Consider the following 16,252-nt stretch of genomic DNA (forward strand, 5'->3'; position numbering starts at 1 on the left):
ATTGTTTTTATTCAGGCAGGGCCATGCTAGGACGGGGGGATGTGGCGGACTATCCGCGGGGTGCAGACCTGTATCCGTTTACTGCAAAGGGTTTTTTGCCTGATCGTTCCCACGCTCTGCGTGGAAATGCAGCCCGGGACGCTCTGCGTCCCAAAAGCGGACGCGGAGCGTCCGTTGAGGCATTCACATGCAGGAGCATGGGAACGATCAACAGGGAGGTGGCGTTTTCGAGGTCAGTGCCGACGCTTGAGGGTATCGGATGGTAACTCGCCGAACTGTTTGCGGTAGCTGTCGGAGAACCGGCCCAGGTGCAGGAAGCCATAATCCATGGCCACTTCCGTGACGTTGCGCACGTTGCAGGTCGGGTCGCTCAGACAGGCGTTGATGCGTTCGAGGCGTTTCTGGCGGATGTAATTTTGTGGAGACGCACCCACATGGCGTTCGAACAATCCATACAACGAACGCAGGCTCATCCGCGCCTGGCGCGCCAGTTCTTCACTGTCGATGTCCTGCTTGAGGTTGCGCGCGATGTAGTCGGCGATCACTTCGAAAGTGGCCGTCTGCGAGCCGAGACTGATCCGGCTGACGTTGGTCTTCATCAGGCTGAGCATCTTGCTGACGATGATCTGCGCGTAGTGCTCCTGCACCTTGGGAATCTGCTCGGTGGCCTCGGCTTCCTGGCAAATCATCGCCAGCAGACCGACAAAACCTTCCAGCTCATTGAGCTGATAACGGTTCTCCAGGAACCGCACGCCTTGCCCCGGATACCGCCAGCGCTGTTCATCGCAGACGGACGTCAGCAACGGCGTGGGGATTTTCAGAATGAATTTTTCGCAATCGTCCGAATAGGTCAGGTCTACCGGATCGTCTGGATTGATCAGCAATAATTCGCCCGGGGCGAAGTAATGTTCCTGACCGTGGCCCCGCCACAGGCAGTTGCCACGCAGCAACACTTGCAGGTGATAGATGCTTTCCAGCGCGCCGGAGGTGACCCGTACGCTGCCGCCATAGCTGATGCGACACAGGTCGAGGCTGGCAAACTTGCAGTGATTGAGGCTGGCCAGCGGTCGCCCGGCCCGGGGCATCAAGATGCAATGGTTACCGACATGCTGATTGACGTAGCCCGACACCGCGTAAGGGTCGGCATGGTCGAATACGGTGCTGCGCTGACTCAACAGTTGCGCTTGCATATCGGGTCACTCTCATTGTTGTTATCGATTGCGTCGGGCCATTCTAGAACAGTACGAGCAACGGTGTATCAGTACGCCGACGTGCTGCCAGTCAGTTAACCGAAACTCCTGTGGGAGCGAGCCTGCTCGCGAAAGCAGAGTGTCAGTCAACAGGGATGTTGAAGCTGATTCCCTCTTCGCGAGCAGGCTCGCTCCCACACGGTGGATAACATTGCGCGATCAGTCCTCGAGTGCGCGAACCCGCTCGTGGCGTTGCTGCTCTTCAGGCTGGGCAGACGACTGCAACGTGAAATCGAAGTCGATTTCAGCAAAACGACCGCTGACACCGTGCGCCGCTGCACGCGCTTGATCGTCACTGAAGGTGATCTTGGCGATCAGTTCATCACGGGTGGCATAGGCGAAATCGTCATGCAGGTATTGATCGCCGTCGAGGTTGATCTGAGTGGTCAGGTGGCGATGATCCGGGGCGGAAATGAAGAAGTGGATATGCGCCGGGCGCTGACCATGACGGCCCAGCTGGTCGAGCAGTTGCTGGGTCGGACCGTCCGGTGGGCAGCCATAGCCCGACGGCACGATGCTGCGGAAGCGATAACGACCCTCGGCATCGGTGACGATGCGGCGACGCAAGTTGAACTCCGATTGTGTGGTATCGAAATACGAGTAGGTGCCACCGGTGTTGGCGTGCCAGACATCCACCACGGCGCCCGCCAGGGGTTCGCCGGCAGTGTTGAACACCTGGCCTTGCATGAACAGCACCACACCCGGATCGACGCCGTCATCAAGGCGCGCTTCGACATTCGACAGCGGCGCACCGGCCACATACAGCGGCCCTTCGATGGTCCGCGGGGTGCCGCCGGATTTCCCGGCCTGTTCGTCTTCGGCATCCATCAACAGGTCGAGGTAGTGCTCCAGGCCGAGCCCGGCCACCACCAGCCCGGCCTCTTGACGCGCACCCAGCACGTTGAGGTAGTTGACGGCTTTCCAGAACTCTTCCGGCGTCACGGCCAGGTCTTCGATGATGTTCACCGAGTCACGCAGAATGCGGTAAACCAGCGCTTTGACCCGTGGATCGCCGGCATCGTTATGCAGGCCGCTGGCCTCTTCGAGAAACTTCTGGGCACTGGCAGTGTGGGAAATCTTGACGTTCATGGTGGTTCCTCATCTTGTAATTATTGGCGTAGCTAACTGAACAGGCTGGGTTCAGCGGTCATCCTCGCGGATGGAAGAAGGATGGCGGCACATCGCGGTGACCTCGATCGCCATGTACGGATACAACGGCAATTGCATCAGCAGATCATGCAGCTCCTGAACGCTGTCGACATCGAACACGCTGTAATTGGCGTAGAGCCCGGCGATGCGCCACAAGTGGCGCCACTTGCCCTGCTCTTGCAGGCGCTGGGCCAGGGCTTTCTCGTCAGCCTTCAGCTTGGCGGCCATTTCCGGATTCAGGTCGACCGGCAGATTCACGGTCATTTTCACGTGGAATAACATGATGCACTCCTTAGACTTGATGAAGAACAGAAGAAGTCTTGTCGCGACGGAAAAACGCCAGGCGCTCTTCATCCAGCGTCAGGCCCAGACCCGGTGTTTTCGGGACGTGCAACTCGAAATCGCGATAGACCAGCGGCTCGCTGAGAATGTCTTCGGTCAGCAGCAACGGACCGAAAAGCTCGGTATCCCAGCTCAATTTGTTCAGGGTGATAAATGCATGGGCCGACGCAAGCGTGCCGATCCCGCCTTCAAGCATGGTGCCGCCGTACAAGCCAATACCCGCCGCCTCGGCAATCGCGGCGGTTCGCAACACGGCACGTGGGCCGCCGTTCTTGGCGATCTTCAGGGCAAACACCGAAGCCGCGCCCTCCCGTGCCAGATTGAAGGCATCCTCGACGCATTCGATGGACTCATCAGCCATAACCGGCGCCGGGCTCATGGCATTCAGGCGCACCATGCCCGAGCGGTTATTGCGCGAGATCGGCTGTTCGATCAGGTCGATGCCGTTGGTTCCGAGGATCCGGCAGGCGCGCAGTGCAACCGCTTCGTCCCAGGCCTGATTGACATCGACCCGCACGCTGGCGCGGTCGCCCAAGGCCTTCTTGATGGCAATGACGTGGGCCAGGTCGCGATTGACCTCGCCGGCACCGATCTTCAGTTTGAAGATCCGGTGGCGGCGCAGGTCGAGCATTTGCTCCGCTTCGGCGATGTCCTTGGCTGTGTCGCCACTGGCCAGGGTCCACGCCACTGGCAGCGCATCACGAACGCGACCGCCGAGCAGCTCACTGACCGGCAGGCCCAGTCGTTTGCCCTGGGCGTCGAGCAAGGCGGTTTCGATACCTGATTTGGCGAAGGTGTTGCCGCGGATGCTGCGCTCAAGACGCAACATCGCGGCATTCACATTGCCGCTGTCCTGGCCCAGCAGCAGCGGCGCGAAGTGCCTGTCGATGTTGGTCTTGATGCTGTCGGGGCTTTCGTTGCCGTACGCCAGGCCACCGATGGTAGTGGATTCGCCGATACCTTCGATGCCATCGGCGCAGCGCACACGGATGATCACCAGGGTCTGGTTCTGCATGGTGTGCATCGCCAGCTTGTGCGGGCGGATGGTCGGCAGATCGACGATGATCGTCTCGATCGATTCAATGGCTGTAGCAAGCATGTCGATACCCGTCAGGTTCTTGAAGTTCTGATTTGGATTCTCGTACGGCTTTTTCCGGGCGGCCAATATAGAATTGGTCTGGCTTGATACCTTAAAGGTATTTAACCATCCGACATCTGGAGGCCTCATGGAACTGCGTCACCTGCGTTACTTTCAGGTGTTGGCTCAAACCCTCAATTTCACCCGTGCCGCAGAGCTGCTGCACATCGCCCAACCGCCATTGAGCCGGCAGATCCAGCAACTGGAGGACGAACTCGGGGTGCTGTTGCTGGAGCGTGGGCGGCCGCTGAAGCTAACCGACGCCGGGCGGTTTTTCCATGAACACTCCACCGCCCTGCTCGAGCAACTGGGCAAGGTCTGCGACAACACGCGACGGATCGGTTTGGGTGAAAAGACCTGGCTGGGCATCGGTTTCGCGCCGTCGACGCTCTACGGCGTGCTGCCGGAACTGATTCGCCGTTTGCGCAGCGGTGAGCCGCTGGAGCTTGAACTGGGGCTCTCGGAAATGACCACGCTGCAACAGGTGCAGGCGCTCAAGGCCGGGCGTATCGACATCGGTTTCGGGCGAATCCGCATCGACGACCCGGCCATCATCCAGACCGTGCTCACCGAAGACCGGCTGGTCGCCGCCCTGCCCGCCGGCCATCCGTTGCTGGCCGGGCCGATCAGCCTTCGCCAACTGGCGAAAGAACCCTTTGTGCTGTACCCCGGCAACCCGCGACCCAGCTACGCCGACCATGTGATCGCGCTGTTCGAATCCTATGGCGTGAGCATCCATGTAGCGCAATGGACCAACGAGCTGCAAACCGCCATCGGGCTGGTGGGGGCAGGCATCGGGGTCACATTGGTGCCGGCCTCGGTGCAGTTGCTGCACCGCGACGACATTGGCTTCACCCCGCTACTGGAAGAAAACGCCACCTCACCCATCATCCTCAGCAGACGGGTGGGCGACGTGTCGCCGGGGTTGAATCATTGCTTGCAGATGATTGATGAACTGCAACCGCGGGACTAGCCCGAATGCCCGCTGTAATGCAATCCGCGTAGCAGCTGGCGCAGCCTGCGTTCGGCTGCGCAGCAGTCGTGAATCAGGCTATCTCGGCCTAACTGATTCACCGCGGTGTCTGATTTTACGGCTGCTTGGCAGCCGAACGCAGGCTTCGCCTGCTGCTACAGGGCTCAATGGGAATCCCCACCCCAGAGCCAGTTCCAGATCCCCGGCAGTTTGACCGCCTCTGAACTGTCCTTGACGGTACGCGCCATGGCCGCCCGTTGCAGAGCCGCCTGATCGTCGTAAAACGGCTTTTCTGCCAACTTCACCCCAGCGGCGCTTGCGCTGTCGAGGAGGATTTGCAGGTACTCCCGGGCATGCCGGGCGGAGTAGCGATTCAGGTCGTGGAAGGTCACCACCACCGGTATCACCCCGTCCACAGTTGGCAACTCTCCCCGCGCAATACGCTCACGCACTTCGGACATCGAGCGCAGCATGTGCGAGCGCCGTCGAGGGCTGGCGTTGAAGCCCCAGATCTTGCCGTCATTGGCGCTCAGGTCGGTGAGCAGTATATGCAAGCCGTGTTGCTGATAAGCCGCGAAAGTGCGTTTGTCGTAGTTCCAGAATGGCGGACGCACCAGGGTCGGTGGCGCGCCAGTGATCGCGGCGATATCGGCGCTGCCTTTGCTCAGCGATTGCTCCAGTTCTTCCGGAGTCAGGGAGCGGTGATTGGTGTGCGAGTGGGTGCCCGTGTGGAAGCCCAGAATCTGCCCTTCTGCATGCTCGCGGCGCATGACCTCGCGACCGATGTCGCTGTCGCCGGCACGTGGCGCACCGGTCTGCACGAAGAACACCGCTTTGATGTTCGGTTGCACCGGGTTACTGGCCAGACTGTCGAGCACGGTCATCGTCGGGTTCCAGAAGCTCGATGCGCTGGGACCATCATCGAAGGTCAGCAGAAAGCGGACAGGTGGGTGTGCGCGCAGACGCTGTTCGGTCTGCGGCGTCATTTCGATGGGAGAAGCGATGCAACCCAGCAGACTGACTGCCATGGCGAACGCCGATAGAACCTTGACCAACTGTTTCATGTTTTGCCTTGAGCCAGACCGTTGCGCCCGCATCTGTGCGGGCGCAGGTTGGATCAGGGTACACAGAGTTTGGTTCCGGTGCTGCCCGGCATCGTCGGTTATTGGGTAAAGGACTGCTGGAACGAATTGTCGATGATCGGCGCCGTTGCCAGTTCGGCCGGCAGCGCCTTGACCTTAAACAGAAAGTCTGCGGTGCTTTGTAGATCCTTGGCGGCCTGCTCATCCACCGGGCCGACAGTCATGTGCGCCTGGCGCAGCCAGTGGCGCGAAACGTTCTGGTCAAGGTTGGCCTTCTTCGCCCAGAGGTCGGCGTACTCGTCAGTGTTGTTGTCGACCCAGGCCCGGGCCTTTTTCAGCCGCACCAGAAAGTCGGCGATGGCTTCGCGTTTGCTGTCGATCGAGGGCGTCGACGCGGCGATGGCGCTCAGGCCGGGCATCAGGTTCTTGGCGGTGAGAATCGGCCGGGCGCCGGAGAACAGAATCTGCTGGGAGATATAGGGTTCCCAGACCGGGAACGCGTCGATGCTGCCCTGCGGCAACGCTGCTGCGGCATCGATTGGCATCAGTTTGATGAAGTCGACGTAGTTTTCCGGCAGCTCGGCTTTTTCAAGTGCGCGCAAGGTCAGTTGCTGGCTCCAGGCGCCGGGCCAGTAAGCGACTTTCTTGCCCTTCAGATCAGCGATGGTTTTGACCGGTGAATCCTTGGGCACCAGCAAGGCGATGGTGTCCGGGTTTTGCCGCGTGACACCGATCAGCTTCACCGGCGCCTGTTTGGCGGCGAGAAAGAGGAAGCCCGAATCGCCAAGAAAGCCCAAATCCAGCGCGCCGGTATTCAGCGCTTCGGCCAACGGCGCAGCGGCCTGGAAGTGTTTCCAGTCGACGGTATACGGCGCCCCTTTCAGCACACCCGAAGCCTCCACCGAGGCACGAACGTTGTAGTAGTTCTGATCACCGACGTGCAAGACAACGGGCTCTGCGGCGTAAGCCATTGGCGCGGTAAACAGTGCGCAGGTCAACAGACTGCGCACGAATCGGGACAGGTTCATCGGGGGCTCCTTGAGCGTGATTTATATAGACCATAACGCTCTTAAACGAAGATTTTTAAATTCTATTTAGTCATAAGCTCATGACCCGCCGCGAACAGTGTTTGCCCTGCAACAGCGACTTAACAGACTGTTCTCCCCTGAACATTCCCCGACCGTGATCAAGTGCGAGCCTCAGTTGCCCGAGACCAGCTTGAGTCCGATAACACCGGCCAAAATGACCACCAGGCAGAGAATCCTCAGCGGCGTCGTCGCGTCGCCCAGCAGCACCATGCCCAGAACAGCGGTGCCCGCTGCACCAATACCGGTCCAGACCGCGTAGGCCGTCCCCACCGGTAGTGAACGAAGCGCGAGTGAAAGCAGAAAGACGCTCGACAAGCCAGTAGCAGCCGCCAAGAGTCCAGGGGTCAATCGCGTGAAACCTTCAGAGCTCTTCATGAAAAAGGCAAAGGCGATTTCGAGAATGCCAGCGATGCCAAGCAGTGCCCATGCCATAGGTAAATGTCCCGTCAAGTTGGCTCAAGGAAGCGAGCGCCAGCGAATAGACTGGTCTATGCGCCAGGCACTCAATGAGGGGTGGGAATCAAGCTTTTTCAGCGGCAGCCGGTTTCGAGCGGAACGTCACACCGAGTCGATTGAAGGCGTTCATCAAGCCAATTGCGTAAGTGAGATCCGCGAGTTCTTTATCGCTGAATTCAGCGGCGGCGGCCTCGTAGTCGGCATCCGGAACACCAGTTTCAGCGACGCGGGTGACGGTTTCCGCCCACGACAGCGCAACGCGCTCACGCTGACTGAATACGTTCCCCGCGTCGTGCCACACCGGTACCAATACCAGCTTGTCGACCGACACACCGAGTTTCAGCAGGTCGCGAGAATGCATGTCGATGCAAAAGGCGCAGCCATTGATCTGCGAAACCCGCAGGTACACCAGATCGATCAATTCTGCCGAAAAGCCGCAGTTCTGCAGATAGACGTACACGCCGCCGAACGCCTTGTAACCTTCCGGTGAAGCGTTAGCGTAGTTAAGACGATTGCTCATGATGAATCCTTATGTTTGCTGTTTGAAGGACTCAATGGTGCTGCTGCTTGGCCTATGTTAGAAGGTCCATGATCTATCTTGAGTTCTAGGCCATGACCAAGCCCATCAGCAGCTTTTCACCCCTCGACCCCTCCTCCACGGAACCAATCTATCGGCAAATCTACTGGCGGTTTCGCGGGGCGATTACGGACGGCGTACTCACTCCCGGCGACCGCATTCCTGCGGCACGGGCGCTGGCCAAAGAACTCGGGTTGGCCAGAGGCACGATCGATACCGCGTATTCACTGCTGACCGCCGAGGGATACATTCAGTCCCGTGGCCAGGCCGGCACGGTCGTGGCGCCGGGGATCAACGTCAGAGCTCCCACAACTCCCGCCGAACAAACCTTCAGCCCGGTGAAAAACACTTCCGTCAGGAACAAGGCACCGGTCCTGCCCTTTCAAATGGCCTTGCCCGCGCTGGACGCCTTTCCGAGAAAAATCTGGGCGCAAATCGGCGCACGGTGCGTGCGTGCCACGCGCATCCCGGACATGGCCAATCCGTCGGTGTATGGCCTGGAATCTTTGCGCACTGCAATCGCCACTTATCTGCAAGTCGCACGGGGCATTACCTGCTCGCCCGCTCAAGTGTTCATCACCTCGGGCTACCGCAACACCCTGACGCTGATTGCGCACGCGCTCCTCAAGCCTGGGGACCAGGTACTCGTCGAAGACCCGGGATACCCTCCCACCCGCGAGTTGCTGGAACATCTGCAAATACAGGTGGCCCCCGTTCCGGTGGATCAGGACGGCATGCTGGTTTCGCAAGGCGTGAACAGTGCGCCGGAAGCGCGCGCCGTCGTCGTCACGCCGGCCCATCAAAGCCCGTTGAGTGTGTCGCTGTCGCTGCCGCGGCGCCTGGAACTGCTGGAGTGGGCGAGCCGCCAGCAAGCCTGGATTGTCGAAGACGACTACGACGGCGAGTACCGCTACATCAGCCGTCCGCTGCCCGCGCTCAAGAGTCTGGATCGCGATGGACGAGTGCTGTATGCCGGCACCTTCAGCAAGGTGCTGTTTCCTGGGATCCGGCTCGGCTATCTGGTGGTGCCCCAGGCGCAGGTCGAACGCTTTGAACACGTCAGCCAGACCTTCCTCGGCAATTGTCCGGAACTCACCCAGGCCATCGTGGCGACCTTTCTGACCGAGGGCCATTTCGCCCGGCATATCCAGCGCATGCGTAAACTCTACGGCGAGCGCCGGGAAGCGACCGCGAGGGGGCTGAAGAAAGCCTTGGGCGACCACATCAGCATTGATGCGCAGCCGGGGGGTATGCATTTGATCCTGCGACTGACCGACCAGCAGTCCGATCGTGCGTTGGCCGATCGCATGAGGGAGGCCGGTATTTATGCAGAAGCCCTGTCAGGCTGGAGCACTGTTGGCCAGACGCACTCCGGGTTGATGCTCGGGTTCGCCAACATCGACTCGCAAGACACCGCCGAACAACTGGGAAAACGCATCCTGGCGCTGCTGTAACCGTATCAGCCTTGACGCCCGGGCCGACGATCATGGCCCATTAAAACAACCGATTCTTGGATCTTCTTCACTGATCCAAGAGAACGCATCATGCAGTCCTGTCTCCCAAAGCGCTTCAAAGGCCCCGTCATGAGCAGTGCAGTCATGAACACCCACGTTATACGTCACGCAAAAACCTCGGCTGAAGTCGGGGCGTGTTTTTCTGTCATGCAGTCACTCAGGCCGCACCTGCATGACGAGGTGGACTTCGCAGACAGAATCAGTCGAATGCGTGGAGAAAACTACCACTTGCTGGCGGTATGGCACGGCACAAGCGTCATTGCACTGGCGGGTTACCGGTTCCAGGAAAACATGTTGTATGGGCGTTTCCTCTACGTGGATGACCTGGTTGTCAGCACGGAGCATCGCCGCGAGCAATGGGGCGCACGCTTACTGGAAGAGCTCGATAGCATTGCTCGCGCTTCGGACTGTCGCCAACTGGTGCTGGATACCGCGCTTTCGAACGCTCACGCACAGCGCTTTTATTTCCGTCACGGATTACTCACCAGTGCGATTCGTTTCTACAAAGTATTGGTGGTAACCCCGACATGAAAATCCTGCGCGTGATTTGCAGCCCTCGAGGCACATCTTCCGAGAGTTATCGACTCTCGCAAACCATCATCAACAACCTGATCACCCGCCATCGCGGTCGCGACTTCATCATTACCGAGCGAGGTGTCGGTGGGCTCGCGCATGTCGACGCCGACTATGCAGCGGCGGTGAGCAAACGACGCGATCCCTCCAGCGCAGTCGTCGCCAGCGGTTCCTTGCTTCAGTCCGAGCGATTGATTCGGGAGCTTGAAAGTGCGGATTACGTGGTGATTGCCACCCCCATGCACAACATGACGATCCCCTCAGCGCTGAAGGCCTGGCTCGACCATATGATTCAAGCAGACCGAACGTTCAGGATTACGCCGGAAGGTAAAATCCCATTGCTGCGCGACCGCCCCGTTTTCATCGCTGTCGCCTCGGGCGGAACGTTCTCCACGGACAACGCTTCGCAACCTGACTTCCTGACGCCTTATTTGAAGGCTGCACTGGCGACCATTGGACTGTTGAACGTGAAGTTCTTCTCGGTTGAAGGCACCGCTCAAAAACCCAGTGTCTTGAACGTCAGGCGAGAAAAAACGGAACATGAAACGGCGTTGTATTTTTCCAACCCGCTGCCGGCGACCGTTTAAATCACTCAATCCTCAGCACAACCGACCGGGAAAAATCCAATGCCCACTCCCCCTCCACTGCGCAGCATTGCTGTGTTCTCAGGTTCCAACTTCGGCTTCAACCCAGCGTATGTCGAAGGCGCCAAGGCCTTGGGTCGGGAAATTGCAAAACGCGGCCTGCAGCTTGTCTATGGCGGCACCGACAAAGGTTTGATGGGCGTCATGGCCAATACTGTGCTCGCCGAGGGGGGTGAAGTCGTCGGCATCATTACTCGCCTGCTATCTGACCTCGGGCATCTTCATCCTGGACTGACCCGGCATGAAGTGACGCAAGACATGCGCAGCCGAAAGACGCGCATGAGTGATTGCGCCGATGCATTCATTGCGTTGCCGGGTGGTCTGGGGACGTTTGAAGAGCTGTTTGAAGTGGCGACATTGACGCAACTGGGTGAGCACCACAAAGGTGTCGCCTGCCTGAACATCGGCGGCTTTTTCGATCCGGTTCGCAGCCTGCTCAACCATGCGGTGAAAGAAGGCTTCATGAAAACCGAACACAACGAGATGCTGATTTTCAACACCGATCCGGCGGCCCTGATCGATGCGCTCGAACAGTGGCAAGCCCCGACCGTCACGAAATGGATTGGCCCTGCGGGTGCTTGATCCCGATTTTCGGCCTTGGTGATGCAGCTCCCAAAACCTTTCACCAAGGCCTTTTTTATTCGTGCTTAAACCCGGTGCCTTGCCCTGCTGGCCAAGCACCGGACAACCTCAAAACCGCGGTTTGACCGCCTTCCACTCGGGTTTGTAACGCTGCATCTGCTTGACGTCATCGCGCTGGCGAATGCCGCAAGTCAGGTATTGATCGTGCAGCTTGCCCAGTTGGTCGTGATCCAGTTCCAGGCCCAAGCCGGGCGCGCGAGTGATTTTCACGCAGCCATCGACGATGGGTATTTTGCCGCCCTTGATGACTTCTTCATCTGGTTCCTGCCACGGGTAATGGGTGTCGCAGGCGTAATCGAGATTGGGCACCGCAGCGGCCACATGCGCCATCGCCATCAGGCTGATGCCCAAGTGCGAGTTGGAATGCATGGACACGCCAAGGCCAAAGGTATCGCACATTTTGGCCAATGCCTGGGTGTCGCGCAGACCGCCCCAATAGTGGTGGTCAGCGAGGACGATCTGCACGCTGTTCAATGCAACGCTGCGCCGGAACTCATCGAAATCGGTGACCACCATGTTGGTGGCCAGCGGCAGGCCGGTGCGCTTGTGCAACTCGGACATGCCCTCCAGCCCCGGTGTCGGGTCTTCGTAATATTGCAGATCGTCACCCAGCAGTTCGGCCATGCGAATCGAGGTTTCCAGCGACCAGTTGCCGTTCGGGTCGATCCGCAACGGGTAACCGGGAAACGCCTTTTTCAGCGCCTTGATGCACGACACTTCGTGCTCCGGCGGCAGCGTGCCGGCCTTGAGCTTGATGCTCTTGAAACCGTTGGCCTCAATCATGCGCCGCGCCTGGGCGACGATCTGCTCTTCGTTCAGCGCTTCGCCCCAACTGTCCGGTTTATAGGGCGAATCGACATGCTGGGCGTACTTGAAAAACAGATACGCACTGAACGGGATCTCGTCGCGGATCGCACCGCCGAGCAAGTCCACCAACGGCACGTTCAACGAGTGCGCCTGCAAATCCAGGAACGCCACTTCGAACGCCGAATACGCGTTGCTCACCGCTTTGCTGGCGTGGGAACCGGGTGCCAGTTCCGCACCGGCAATGCTCGCCGGTTTGTTCGCCGCCACCGTGGCTTGCACGATACTGCGCAACTGATTGAGGTTGAACGGGTCGAGGCCGATCAGTTGATTTTGCAGTTGCTGCTGGATCAACAGCGCCGGGGCGTCGCCGTAACTTTCACCCAGGCCAATGTAGCCATTGTCGCTCTCGATTTCGATGATCGAGCGCAGCGCGAAGGGTTCGTGGATACCGCTGGCGTTGAGCAGCGGTGGATCACGAAAGGCGATTGGCGTGACGGTGACTCGTTTGATTCTCAAGAGGCTGCTCCCTTTGGATCAGGTTTCAAAGCTGGGTGGCTTGCAGATTTTTGTGATGAAGAGTTGGCGACAGGTTGGCCGGTCAGCGATCGGAGCGCATCACCACGCGGCGCGGTGCGAGCGAAAAAGATCACCACCGCGGCCACCAGCGAAGTGGCTGCCAGGCCGTAAAGCCCGCCTTCGATAGAGCCGGTTTTTTGCTCCAGAAAACCGAACGCTGTCGGCGCGACGAAACCGCCGAGGTTACCGATCGAGTTGATCAACGCGATCACCGCGGCGGCGATCCGTGCATCGAGATAGCCTTGTGGAATCGGCCAGAACAACGCCGAGGCCGCCTTGAAACCAATCGCGGCAAAACAGATGGCGACGAAAGCGAAAATTGGCCCGCCGGTGGTGGACATGAACATGCCGAACGCGGCAATCACCAGGGTCAAGGCAACCCAGGCCTGCTGGTGTTTCCATTTGCCGGCCATCGCGGCGAAGCCATACATCGCGATGATCGAAATGATCCACGGAATCGAGTTGAACAGGCCGACCTGGAAGTCGCCGAGGTTGCCCATTTTCTTGATCATGCTCGGCAGCCAGAAGGTGGCGCCATAAATGGTCAAGGCAATGGAAAAGTAGATAAAGCAGAACAGCGCAATCTGCTTGTCGGCCAGCAGCTTGAACATCGACGGCTTGACCGTCTGCGCGGCTTCACGAGCCTGCTGTTCCAGCGCGATGGCGCTCGTCAGTGCATCCTTTTCTTCGGTGCTCAGCCATTTCGCTTCACGCGGATGCGATTGCAACCAGAACCAGACAAAACCGCAGAGCACGATGGAGGCAAAACCTTCAATCAGGAACATCCACTGCCAGCCATGCAGGCTGAACCCGCTGACGTTCAACAGCGCACCGGACACCGGGCCGGAAATCACCGAGGCAATGGCTGAACCACTGAGGAAGATCGCCATGGCCTTGCCACGTTCGGTCGACGGCAGCCATTGGGTGAAGTAGTAAATGATGCCGGGGAAAAAGCCCGCTTCGGCTGCACCGAGAACAAAACGCAGCACATAAAAGCTGGTTTCACCGCGCACAAACGCCATGGCCATCGCCGCCGCGCCCCAGGTGAACATGATGCGCGTCAGCCAGGCGCGCGCACCGTAACGTTGCAACAGCATGTTGGAGGGCACTTCGAAAATCGCGTATCCGATGAAGAACAACCCGGCACCCAGGCCATAGGCTGCAGCGCCAATGCCCAGGTCGGTTTCCAAGTGGCTGCGCACAAAACCGATGTTGACCCGGTCGATGTAGTTGACGATGAACATCACCACGAACAGCGGCAGCACATGGCGCTTCACCTTCGCCGCTGCGCGGGCAAGCACAGTCGGGTCTGGCGGACTCTGGAGGGTATTCAAGGGCAACTCCCGTTCATTGTTTTTTTAGGGACGAGCCGATCATGGACGTGCACATTGATCCCGTCTAATCTAACTTGGCATTCGATTGATACCTGGATTAGATCAATGTTCGAACTCACCCAATTGCGCTGCTTCACCACCGTGGCGACGGAACTCAACTTCCGTCGTGCCGCCGAACGGCTGAACATGACCCAACCACCCCTCAGCCGACAGATTCAACTGCTGGAACACCATCTGGGCGTCGAGCTATTTACCCGCACCACCCGCAGCGTCGCCCTGACGGCTGCCGGCCGCGCGTTCTTCATCGAAGCGCAAAATCTGCTGGAGCGCGCCCAGCAAGCCGCCGTGACCGCCCGACGTTTTGCCGAAGGCGATATCGGTTCGGTCAACATCAGCTTCGTCGGCAGCGCGGTGTACGAATTCCTGCCCAAGGTCATCGCCGAAGCGCGGCTCAAACAACCGCATGTGAAAATCGATCTGTCAGAGATGAACACCTACCAGCAGCACGAAGCCCTTCGCGCTCGGCGTATCGATTTGGGCATCGTTCGCGCGCCCTTACTGGAGCCGGGCTACGCCACCGAGTGCCTGGTGCGAGAACCGTTCGTACTGGCCGTCCCCAGCAATCATCGATTGGCCAGCGCCGAAACCGTGTCCGTCAAAGACCTCGACGCGCAACCTTTCCTGATGTACTCCCACGCCGCCTACCCACCGTTCAACGAACTGCTGACCGGCATGCTTCGATCCGCCCGCGTCGCCCCGGAATACGTGCAATGGCTGGGTTCTTCACTGACGATTTTGGCGCTGGTCAACGCTGGAATGGGTCTTGCGTTGGTGCCGCGTTGTGCCAGCAGTGTGGTGTTCAAGAATGTGGTGTTTCGGGATATTGATTTGGGGGAAGGCGTACAGAGCGAACTGCATTTGATCTGGCGCGAGAACAATGACAATCCGGCGTTTGCGATGTTGCTGGAGGGGATTCGGACGGCTGTACGGGAAGGATGGGGATTGTGATTTTTTAGGGAGGACGTGGCAACAAGCACCCATCACTAAAAAACAAATCCCAAGCGCACTACACAGGTATGATCCAAAAGCCCCAACCCACCCACGGCCCCCATTCATGCCAGCATCTCAGACCCGCCCCTCCTCCGCGCCCTTACTCCAGCAAGGCGAAACCGTCGTCCTGTTCGACGGCCTATGCAAATTGTGTAACGGCTGGGCAAGGTTTCTGATCCGCCACGATCTGCACCGACGCGTGCGGCTGGCGTCAGTGCAATCCCCTGAAGGTCAGGCACTGTTGGCGTGGGCAAATTTACCGGTGGATCAATTCGACACCATGGCGGTGATCCGCGACCGGCATTACTGGGTGCGTTCAGATGCCTTCTTCGAAGTTATCAACCTGCTGCCCGGTCTTTGGCGCGCGGTGATGTTGCTGCGCGGTTGCCCTCGCTGGCTGCGGGATTGGGCCTACGATCGCGTTGCGCTGAATCGGTATCGGCTCTTCGGCAAATACGACACGTGCCTTTTGCCCCATCCCGACCATGAACACCGCTTCTTGAAAGCCCCAAGATGAGCGTCCTGAAACGCGTCCACTGGATCGCCCGCGGCGGCCTGGTTTTCATGTTTGCCTACCACGGTCTGGTGCCCAAGCTGCTCTGGCTGAGTCAAGGCGAGCGAACCATGATCCAGGCGCATGGTATCCAGCAAGTGGAGCTATTCGCCTATGCGGCAGGCGTTGCGGAAATTGGCCTGGCCTTGTGGTTGTTGCTGGCGCGGCGCACTGCCTGGCCGCTGATCGTCGCTTCGTCGGCGCTGACCGGCCTGTTGCTGGATGTCGCGATTTTCAATCCGGCCATGCTCAGGGAGGCCTTCAATCCCGTTACGCTGAATGTGGCGGGATTGGCCCTGTGCGCGGTGGTCTGGAATACACGGCTTGAGCAAAAGTGAGGTCGCCGCGACTACATCAAGAACTCAACCAACTGTCCCGGCGTGAACTTCGTCACCATGATCATCATGATCATCACGATCATCACGATCATCACGATCATCACGATCACAAAGAGTAGCCAGCAAACTGCTCGTCGATGATCGCGACCGTCAACCGATTAAAGTT

At 59.0% G+C, this 16,252-nt stretch carries 18 protein-coding genes; 8 read left to right on the forward strand and 10 right to left on the reverse strand.

Features of this window, described 5'->3' with window-relative positions:
- Positions 1-233: 233 nt before the first annotated feature.
- The 4 genes from FQ185_RS19200 to FQ185_RS19215 all read right to left on the reverse strand — a co-directional run bounded on the left by FQ185_RS19200 (position 234) and on the right by FQ185_RS19215 (position 3,840).
- Positions 234-1,190, reverse strand: coding sequence for an AraC family transcriptional regulator (locus FQ185_RS19200; RefSeq protein WP_149418788.1), 957 nt, complete (start codon positions 1,188-1,190; stop codon positions 234-236).
- 219 nt (positions 1,191-1,409) lie between these two features.
- The gene (catA, locus tag FQ185_RS19205; RefSeq protein WP_149418789.1) at positions 1,410-2,339 is read right to left on the reverse strand and encodes a catechol 1,2-dioxygenase; all 930 of its coding nucleotides are present in this window, start codon (positions 2,337-2,339) and stop codon (positions 1,410-1,412) included.
- A gap of 51 nt (positions 2,340-2,390) precedes the next feature.
- A complete protein-coding gene (gene catC, locus FQ185_RS19210; RefSeq protein ID WP_149418790.1) occupies positions 2,391-2,681 on the reverse strand; it encodes a muconolactone Delta-isomerase in 291 nt (96 codons plus the stop codon).
- Positions 2,682-2,691: 10 nt separating this feature from the next.
- Positions 2,692-3,840 carry a muconate cycloisomerase family protein gene (locus FQ185_RS19215; protein ID WP_178113564.1) on the reverse strand — a complete coding sequence of 383 codons (1,149 nt, stop codon included), beginning with the start codon at positions 3,838-3,840 and terminating at the stop codon, positions 2,692-2,694.
- Positions 3,841-3,967: 127 nt separating this feature from the next.
- Here FQ185_RS19215 and FQ185_RS19220 point away from each other — a divergent pair, with 127 nt between their 5' ends.
- Positions 3,968-4,852 carry a LysR family transcriptional regulator gene (locus FQ185_RS19220; RefSeq protein WP_149418792.1) on the forward strand — a complete coding sequence of 295 codons (885 nt, stop codon included), beginning with the start codon at positions 3,968-3,970 and terminating at the stop codon, positions 4,850-4,852.
- 164 nt (positions 4,853-5,016) lie between these two features.
- Here FQ185_RS19220 and FQ185_RS19225 read toward each other — a convergent pair whose 3' ends face one another.
- The 4 genes from FQ185_RS19225 to FQ185_RS19240 all read right to left on the reverse strand — a co-directional run bounded on the left by FQ185_RS19225 (position 5,017) and on the right by FQ185_RS19240 (position 7,998).
- Positions 5,017-5,916 (reverse strand): polysaccharide deacetylase family protein, encoded by a 900-nt coding sequence (locus FQ185_RS19225; protein ID WP_149418793.1) that lies wholly within the window; start codon positions 5,914-5,916, stop codon positions 5,017-5,019.
- A 98-nt stretch (positions 5,917-6,014) separates the two neighbouring features.
- The gene (locus FQ185_RS19230) at positions 6,015-6,962 is read right to left on the reverse strand and encodes an ABC transporter substrate-binding protein (protein WP_149418794.1); all 948 of its coding nucleotides are present in this window, start codon (positions 6,960-6,962) and stop codon (positions 6,015-6,017) included.
- Positions 6,963-7,133: 171 nt separating this feature from the next.
- Positions 7,134-7,454, reverse strand: coding sequence for a multidrug efflux SMR transporter (locus FQ185_RS19235; RefSeq protein WP_149418795.1), 321 nt, complete (start codon positions 7,452-7,454; stop codon positions 7,134-7,136).
- Positions 7,455-7,542: 88 nt separating this feature from the next.
- A complete protein-coding gene (locus FQ185_RS19240) occupies positions 7,543-7,998 on the reverse strand; it encodes a carboxymuconolactone decarboxylase family protein (protein WP_149418796.1) in 456 nt (151 codons plus the stop codon).
- 92 nt (positions 7,999-8,090) lie between these two features.
- Between FQ185_RS19240 and FQ185_RS19245 the strand changes: the two genes are divergently transcribed.
- From FQ185_RS19245 to FQ185_RS19260, 4 genes are all read left to right on the forward strand, one after another.
- The gene (locus FQ185_RS19245; RefSeq protein WP_149418797.1) at positions 8,091-9,509 is read left to right on the forward strand and encodes a PLP-dependent aminotransferase family protein; all 1,419 of its coding nucleotides are present in this window, start codon (positions 8,091-8,093) and stop codon (positions 9,507-9,509) included.
- Positions 9,510-9,716: 207 nt separating this feature from the next.
- Positions 9,717-10,100: a GNAT family N-acetyltransferase gene (locus tag FQ185_RS19250; protein WP_256730442.1), complete on the forward strand. Its 384-nt coding sequence runs from the start codon at positions 9,717-9,719 to the stop codon at positions 10,098-10,100.
- A complete protein-coding gene (locus tag FQ185_RS19255) occupies positions 10,097-10,729 on the forward strand; it encodes an FMN-dependent NADH-azoreductase (RefSeq protein ID WP_149418799.1) in 633 nt (210 codons plus the stop codon). Before FQ185_RS19250 ends, FQ185_RS19255 begins: the two co-directional genes overlap by 4 nt.
- Positions 10,730-10,768: 39 nt before the next feature.
- Entirely contained in the window at positions 10,769-11,368 is a 600-nt protein-coding gene (locus FQ185_RS19260) for a TIGR00730 family Rossman fold protein (protein WP_149418800.1), read from the forward strand.
- Positions 11,369-11,476: 108 nt separating this feature from the next.
- Here the strand turns inward: FQ185_RS19260 and FQ185_RS19265 are convergent, their stop codons facing one another.
- Positions 11,477-12,751: a glucarate dehydratase family protein gene (locus tag FQ185_RS19265; protein ID WP_149418801.1), complete on the reverse strand. Its 1,275-nt coding sequence runs from the start codon at positions 12,749-12,751 to the stop codon at positions 11,477-11,479.
- Positions 12,748-14,145, reverse strand: coding sequence for an MFS transporter (locus FQ185_RS19270; protein WP_149418802.1), 1,398 nt, complete (start codon positions 14,143-14,145; stop codon positions 12,748-12,750). The genes FQ185_RS19265 and FQ185_RS19270 overlap by 4 nt, the downstream gene beginning before the upstream one ends.
- A 105-nt stretch (positions 14,146-14,250) precedes the next feature.
- Between FQ185_RS19270 and FQ185_RS19275 the strand changes: the two genes are divergently transcribed.
- The 3 genes from FQ185_RS19275 (at position 14,251) to FQ185_RS19285 (ending at position 16,086) form a co-directional block, all read left to right on the forward strand.
- Complete coding sequence (locus tag FQ185_RS19275) at positions 14,251-15,153, forward strand: LysR substrate-binding domain-containing protein (RefSeq protein WP_149418803.1); 903 nt, start codon at positions 14,251-14,253, stop codon at positions 15,151-15,153.
- Between the two features lie 106 nt (positions 15,154-15,259).
- Positions 15,260-15,712: a thiol-disulfide oxidoreductase DCC family protein gene (locus tag FQ185_RS19280; RefSeq protein ID WP_149418804.1), complete on the forward strand. Its 453-nt coding sequence runs from the start codon at positions 15,260-15,262 to the stop codon at positions 15,710-15,712.
- On the forward strand, positions 15,709-16,086 hold the full coding sequence (locus FQ185_RS19285; protein ID WP_149418805.1) for a DoxX-like family protein: 378 nt from the start codon (positions 15,709-15,711) through the stop codon (positions 16,084-16,086). Before FQ185_RS19280 ends, FQ185_RS19285 begins: the two co-directional genes overlap by 4 nt.
- Positions 16,087-16,252: the final 166 nt, after the last annotated feature.

The sequence above is a fragment of the Pseudomonas sp. ANT_H12B genome (genome assembly GCF_008369325.1).
In the GTDB taxonomy this organism is placed as follows: domain Bacteria; phylum Pseudomonadota; class Gammaproteobacteria; order Pseudomonadales; family Pseudomonadaceae; genus Aquipseudomonas.

Bases quoted from the DNA above. Each gene is read 5' to 3' on its own strand.
- FQ185_RS19250 (WP_256730442.1), top strand. From the start codon at position 9,717: ATGCAGTCACTCAGGCCGCACCTGCATGACGAGGTGGACTTCGCAGAC.
- FQ185_RS19215 (WP_178113564.1), bottom strand. From the start codon at position 3,840: ATGCTTGCTACAGCCATTGAATCGATCGAGACGATCATCGTCGATCTG.
- FQ185_RS19235 (WP_149418795.1), bottom strand. From the start codon at position 7,454: ATGGCATGGGCACTGCTTGGCATCGCTGGCATTCTCGAAATCGCCTTT.
- FQ185_RS19245 (WP_149418797.1), top strand. From the start codon at position 8,091: ATGACCAAGCCCATCAGCAGCTTTTCACCCCTCGACCCCTCCTCCACG.
- FQ185_RS19260 (WP_149418800.1), top strand. From the start codon at position 10,769: ATGCCCACTCCCCCTCCACTGCGCAGCATTGCTGTGTTCTCAGGTTCC.
- FQ185_RS19275 (WP_149418803.1), top strand. From the start codon at position 14,251: ATGTTCGAACTCACCCAATTGCGCTGCTTCACCACCGTGGCGACGGAA.
- FQ185_RS19285 (WP_149418805.1), top strand. From the start codon at position 15,709: ATGAGCGTCCTGAAACGCGTCCACTGGATCGCCCGCGGCGGCCTGGTT.
- FQ185_RS19280 (WP_149418804.1), top strand. From the start codon at position 15,260: ATGCCAGCATCTCAGACCCGCCCCTCCTCCGCGCCCTTACTCCAGCAA.
- FQ185_RS19200 (WP_149418788.1), bottom strand. From the start codon at position 1,190: ATGCAAGCGCAACTGTTGAGTCAGCGCAGCACCGTATTCGACCATGCC.
- catC (WP_149418790.1), bottom strand. From the start codon at position 2,681: ATGTTATTCCACGTGAAAATGACCGTGAATCTGCCGGTCGACCTGAAT.
- FQ185_RS19225 (WP_149418793.1), bottom strand. From the start codon at position 5,916: ATGAAACAGTTGGTCAAGGTTCTATCGGCGTTCGCCATGGCAGTCAGT.
- FQ185_RS19255 (WP_149418799.1), top strand. From the start codon at position 10,097: ATGAAAATCCTGCGCGTGATTTGCAGCCCTCGAGGCACATCTTCCGAG.
- FQ185_RS19230 (WP_149418794.1), bottom strand. From the start codon at position 6,962: ATGAACCTGTCCCGATTCGTGCGCAGTCTGTTGACCTGCGCACTGTTT.
- FQ185_RS19220 (WP_149418792.1), top strand. From the start codon at position 3,968: ATGGAACTGCGTCACCTGCGTTACTTTCAGGTGTTGGCTCAAACCCTC.
- FQ185_RS19240 (WP_149418796.1), bottom strand. From the start codon at position 7,998: ATGAGCAATCGTCTTAACTACGCTAACGCTTCACCGGAAGGTTACAAG.
- catA (WP_149418789.1), bottom strand. From the start codon at position 2,339: ATGAACGTCAAGATTTCCCACACTGCCAGTGCCCAGAAGTTTCTCGAA.